7 protein-coding genes are annotated in these 4,833 nt (G+C 37.9%); 3 read left to right on the forward strand and 4 right to left on the reverse strand.

Features of this window, described 5'->3' with window-relative positions; all coding sequences use genetic code 11:
• A partial coding sequence (locus L654_RS1000000127140) for a DUF188 domain-containing protein (RefSeq protein ID WP_225305689.1) occupies positions 1-159 on the reverse strand: 159 nt, incomplete at its 3' end.
• Positions 160-289: 130 nt separating this feature from the next.
• Between L654_RS1000000127140 and L654_RS0100270 the strand changes: the two genes are divergently transcribed.
• Positions 290-811 carry a lipocalin family protein gene (locus L654_RS0100270; protein WP_007376693.1) on the forward strand — a complete coding sequence of 174 codons (522 nt, stop codon included), beginning with the start codon at positions 290-292 and terminating at the stop codon, positions 809-811.
• 209 nt (positions 812-1,020) lie between these two features.
• Here L654_RS0100270 and L654_RS0100275 read toward each other — a convergent pair whose 3' ends face one another.
• From L654_RS0100275 to L654_RS0100285, 3 genes are read right to left on the reverse strand one after another with little or no spacing between them, the layout of a single operon-like run.
• Positions 1,021-1,356, reverse strand: coding sequence for a DUF3325 domain-containing protein (locus L654_RS0100275; RefSeq protein ID WP_007583595.1), 336 nt, complete (start codon positions 1,354-1,356; stop codon positions 1,021-1,023).
• On the reverse strand, positions 1,353-2,954 hold the full coding sequence (locus L654_RS0100280) for a PepSY-associated TM helix domain-containing protein (RefSeq protein ID WP_024606918.1): 1,602 nt from the start codon (positions 2,952-2,954) through the stop codon (positions 1,353-1,355). Before L654_RS0100280 ends, L654_RS0100275 begins: the two co-directional genes overlap by 4 nt.
• Positions 2,951-3,292, reverse strand: coding sequence for a hypothetical protein (locus L654_RS0100285; protein WP_024606919.1), 342 nt, complete (start codon positions 3,290-3,292; stop codon positions 2,951-2,953). The genes L654_RS0100280 and L654_RS0100285 overlap by 4 nt, the downstream gene beginning before the upstream one ends.
• 343 nt (positions 3,293-3,635) lie before the next feature.
• On the opposite strand from L654_RS0100285, the gene L654_RS0100290 reads away from it, so the two are divergent.
• Together L654_RS0100290 and L654_RS0100295 are read left to right on the forward strand one after the other, a co-directional pair.
• Positions 3,636-3,992 (forward strand): VOC family protein, encoded by a 357-nt coding sequence (locus L654_RS0100290; RefSeq protein ID WP_024606920.1) that lies wholly within the window; start codon positions 3,636-3,638, stop codon positions 3,990-3,992.
• Positions 3,993-4,142: 150 nt separating this feature from the next.
• A complete protein-coding gene (locus L654_RS0100295; RefSeq protein ID WP_024606921.1) occupies positions 4,143-4,724 on the forward strand; it encodes a uracil-DNA glycosylase family protein in 582 nt (193 codons plus the stop codon).
• Positions 4,725-4,833 lie beyond the last annotated feature (109 nt).

The raw sequence follows: 4,833 nt of genomic DNA on the forward strand, positions 1-4,833 counted from the left end.
CCCCGACGATACTTGAACGCGGCTTATGTATTTTGACGGCGGAATACGCATTGCGTGATTAGCCACTAAAATAGTCTCGATTTTCATACGCTCTGCAGCTCTAAAAAGTATTTCTTTTATAACAACAGGACACGCGTCTGCATCTACCCAAATTTTCATGCTATGGTCATTTTTATTGCTTTAGAATTAATATGATCCTATAGCAAAATTTTTTAATCGGCTAGCAAACTTTATATCCATCTATATTTAGATAATACGTACTATTTATGTAATTTAAAAAGGAGCTTACATGAAGGCTATTAAATACGGTTTACTTATTACAGGGTTATTTTTTCTTAGTGCTTGCACCAGCCCTCCTGAGGGAATAACACCTGTTAAAAACTTTGATATACAAAAATATAAAGGAAAATGGTTTGAAATAGCACGGCTCAATCACTCATTCGAAGAAGGTATGGAGCAAGTTACCGCGACTTATTCAATTAACGACGACGGCACAGTAAAGGTCCTTAACAAAGGGTATTTAACGGATGATAAAAAATGGGATGACGCCGAAGGCTTAGCCAAGTTTGTTGAGGGCACTGACACCGGGCATTTTAAAGTCTCGTTTTTTGGTCCATTTTATGGCGCTTACGTGATTTTTGAACTTGACCAACCCGATTATCAATATGCATTTATAACCAGTTACAACAAAGATTACTTGTGGTTTTTATCGCGTACACCAACGGTTAGCAAAGAGCTTAAAGAACACTTTTTAACTAAAGCTAAAGAGTTGGGCTTTGCTACCGATGAAATAATTTGGGTTGAGCAATAAACAATGTAAAGCCCCTTTACAGTAGTAATAAAAGAGTCACCTAACTGTAAAGTAACTTAAATATATTATGGTTATATTGTGTGTACTTGCCGTGAGACAGTAAGTATTGGAAACACTGAATATCCCCTATTGTTGGCAAGCTATATAGCTTGCCATTTTTTTTGCCTAATCTATGGGAAAGTAACGGATCACGTTTTTACTAACTAAGGCTAGTTTAATGCTAAAAACAACCCACTTAGTACAACTAACACGCTATTTAAAACACTAAACCACTTTACGTAGCCTACTAAAAAATTATAAAAAACCATTATAATTAAGACACTTAGGCTCATAAACCCGCAAAATAGTAATGTTCCATAACCACCTTGAGTAACTATACAAAGCACCAAGCTTAGTAAAATACTGATCCAAGCAGCTAATAGCAGCTTTTTACGTTGGGATTCTGTAGGGCGTTTTTTAAATACATCTTTAAAATGATTATACTTAGCCAGCGCAAAACAGTTAAAACTGAGCAGGCATAGGCTAAACCCAAGTAAATCAATCATGGTTTTTGCCTTTTAAGGTTATTAGATTGACTAGGGCTGATTATTTTTGAGTTGTTTTTAGCAGTACGTAATTTTTCGGTTTGTATAAAAAATAATATACTAAATAACAAAAACAGTGCATCAAAAGTAAATAAAGCCCACTGTTTGTGCATCAAATAGCTAACTATATTACCGTTAGTTGTAAGTGCATTAATAACCGGTACGCTTAAACATGCAACAGCATTTATAGCTGCCATAACTCGCCATTGCAGTGTGTCGCGCTTTATAAGTGCTAAAAGAGCAACTGCTAGCCATGTTAAAAAGAACGCGAGTATTTCTTTATCGGCGCGCTCTGCGGTAGTTGGGCTAAGTAGTCTGTTAGCAATAAAAAATGCACACGTTGCCAGTGGAAGTCCCATAATAGTGGCTAGGTTTAACCCTTCAACTAGTTTTAAACCAAACGAAGGTTTAACGTTATTTTTAGTTCGCTCGCGAATTCGCTTAGCCCACATAATACAGCCAGAGCCAATCATTACACAGCCTGCAATACCGCCTAATACGTATAACCAGCGCAACAACCACGTAGCTAAACGCCCCGTATGCATTGAATTAAGCGACTCGTAAAGCGCTTTGCTGCTAGTTAGTTCGTCATCAGTTTTAGCGACCATTTGCCCTGTAGCACCACTAAATATTAAGCGTGGTGCTTGGTCACGTAGTGTTTTACCTGCGCTTACCAATACGGTAATTGTTGAAGCTGCCATATTTGGTTGGTTAACTTGTACGCGAGTAATATCTGCATGAGGCCACTTAGTATAAACCTGATCCAAAATGCTTTGAATCGGCACCATTGATGATTCGCCTTCGGCTTTATCGGTCATGGTGTTGCGAGGGGTTACATCGTTAAAAAAGCCACGCATGCCGTTATCGTAAGACGTTTGCGCAGGATAGGGAAACAACATAAATATGAGCGTAATCATGCCCGTGTAAGTAATCATTAAATGAAAAGGCAGGGCAAGCACAGAGCTTAAATTGTGGGCATCTAACCACGTACGGCTACCTTTATTACGTCTAAAACTAAACATATCTTTAAAAATACGCTTATGAATAACCACACCCGATATAATGGCAATTAGCATAAAAAAGCTAGCAAAGCACACAATCCAGCGTGCGGTTATTGCATCCATGTAATGTAAATCATAGTGCAGCCGATAAAAAAAGTTACCACCTTTAGTATCTACAAAGGGGTCAAGCTCTTTCATGGTATTAGGGTTTAACTGTGTGTTTTTAAACTGGCTGCGGCGCTGGCCTGGCTCTTTTGGCTTTGCATAACCATAAATTAAATAAGGAATACGCGGCTCAGGTAATGTAATACGCCAGCTTGATGAGTTAGCTCCATGGTTAGCTAAGTAATCGAACCCTGTAATTATTTGTTGTTTTTGCGCTTCTATACGCTGTGTTTGGGCTTGTACATTATGTATGGCAGGTTGATTCCACAGCGTTATTTCGTCTCTAAAAAAGCTAAGTGTTCCTGCAAAAAATATTAAATATAATAACCAACAAACGAGTAACCCTACCCAAGTGTGTAACCAAGTCATCGATCTGAAAAAGCTGTCTTTCATACCCAACCCTTTAGTAATACAAGCAATCCGATAAACGCACCTGTACTTAGTAAAATACTGATCCAAACTTTTCTTAATGATTTAACGCTAAAGGTATAAATAAATACTACGGCATAAATTAAAATGCTGATTGAAACACTAAACAGTACAGCGTCTTGCTTAGCTATTGGCAATACAAAACTTAATAACGCAGTACTTGCAGAGGTAAAGGCATAGCCACCAATTATGGCAATAAAAAAACGTAAAAATACCAAAACTCGATAACTGCTTACGCTTTTTACTATAAGCGCAATTACGTTAACCTTATCGAATGGCGCACTGTGCAAAGGTGCCTGCATAGTTAATTAATCCCTTTATTTAAAGCTGAGGATAAAACAAAGGCGCTATTATATATGTTACAAATACAAAAGATAGCTATTCTCATTTACGGCGACTAACTTTTAGTAAATTATCCTTCTTACTTAACCTGAACCTTGGTTAACAGGTTTTATACGTATTGAATTATGGTGATATTTAAATTTATTTTCTCTAGCGCTGAAAATAGCTGCTCGAGATAGATTTATTATCCAGAGTTCAGGTTACTTAGTAAAATACTGATCTGTTATTGTTTAATGATATTGCACAGGCTGCATGTAAAGCTTAAGGTTAATAAACTGAGTAAAAATAAAGAGTGAAATAACGATGAGCGATCACGAAAAACTAAATTACGTAGAGTTTCCTGCATGCGACTTACCCGCAACTAAGGCCTTTTTTAGTCATGTATTTAATTGGCAGTTTACCGACTATGGTCCAGAGTACACGGCGTTTAGCGGACAAGGGTTAGATGGTGGGATTTTTCAGGCTCCATTAAAATCACTAACTCAGCATGGGGCAGCATTACTTATTTTTTATAGCGACGACATACACGCAACCTTTAAAAAAGTAGAGACATTTGGCGGAGTAATATTAAAACCTATTTTTGAGTTTCCTGGCGGTTGTCGGTTTCACTTTACAGAACCAAGTGGTAACGAATTTGCGGTATGGACGAAAGAACACTAGGTACTATAAGGGCTGTAGGGCATTTAGGCTTAAAGATCAGGATTTTACTAACTAATCGCCATTTTAGATAAAATAAACCGATTTTTTACCAACTCATTTATCCTAAATGGCCATTTAGGATAAAAATTAAGCATTTAAGGCCAAATAAACATGAATAGTCACCAATTAATAGACCAAGTTAGTAAATGCGTGATCTGTGATCCTCATTTACCTTTAGGGGCTCGACCTGTAATACAATTTAACCCAAACGCACGTATTTTAATCGCGGGCCAAGCACCGGGTATAAAAGTTCACGAAACAGGCGTGCCGTTTAACGATGCAAGCGGAAACCGCCTACGAGAATGGCTTGGGCTAACAAGGGATGAATTTTACGATGCTAATAATATAGCAATTTTACCTATGGGCTTTTGCTACCCGGGTAGGGGTAAGTCGGGTGACTTACCACCGAGAAAAGAATGTGCCCCAGCATGGCGCGAGCAATTATTGGCTGCACTACCAAATATTGAGCTGACAATAGTATTAGGTAAATACGCGCAGGCGTATCATTTACCGGAGACTAAAAAAATGCCACTTACGCAGTTAGTAAAATCGTGGCGTGAGTATTGGCCAAATTATTTAGTGCTTCCACACCCCAGTCCGCGTAATAATATATGGCTTAAAAAGAATCCATGGTTTGAGCAAGATGTACTTCCAGAACTGGGTAAACGCATTGCGACTATTTTAAATAAGTAATGCTTCTAGTTATTGCAAAGAGGCGTTATACCAATCCGCAATAATACTTAATCATTTTGCGGGGCTAAACGTGTCGCTACCTGTGTTAAAAAATTCTCATTTACGACTG

The sequence above is a fragment of the Pseudoalteromonas sp. TAB23 genome (genome assembly GCF_000498075.1).
In the GTDB taxonomy this organism is placed as follows: Bacteria; Pseudomonadota; Gammaproteobacteria; order Enterobacterales; family Alteromonadaceae; genus Pseudoalteromonas; species Pseudoalteromonas arctica.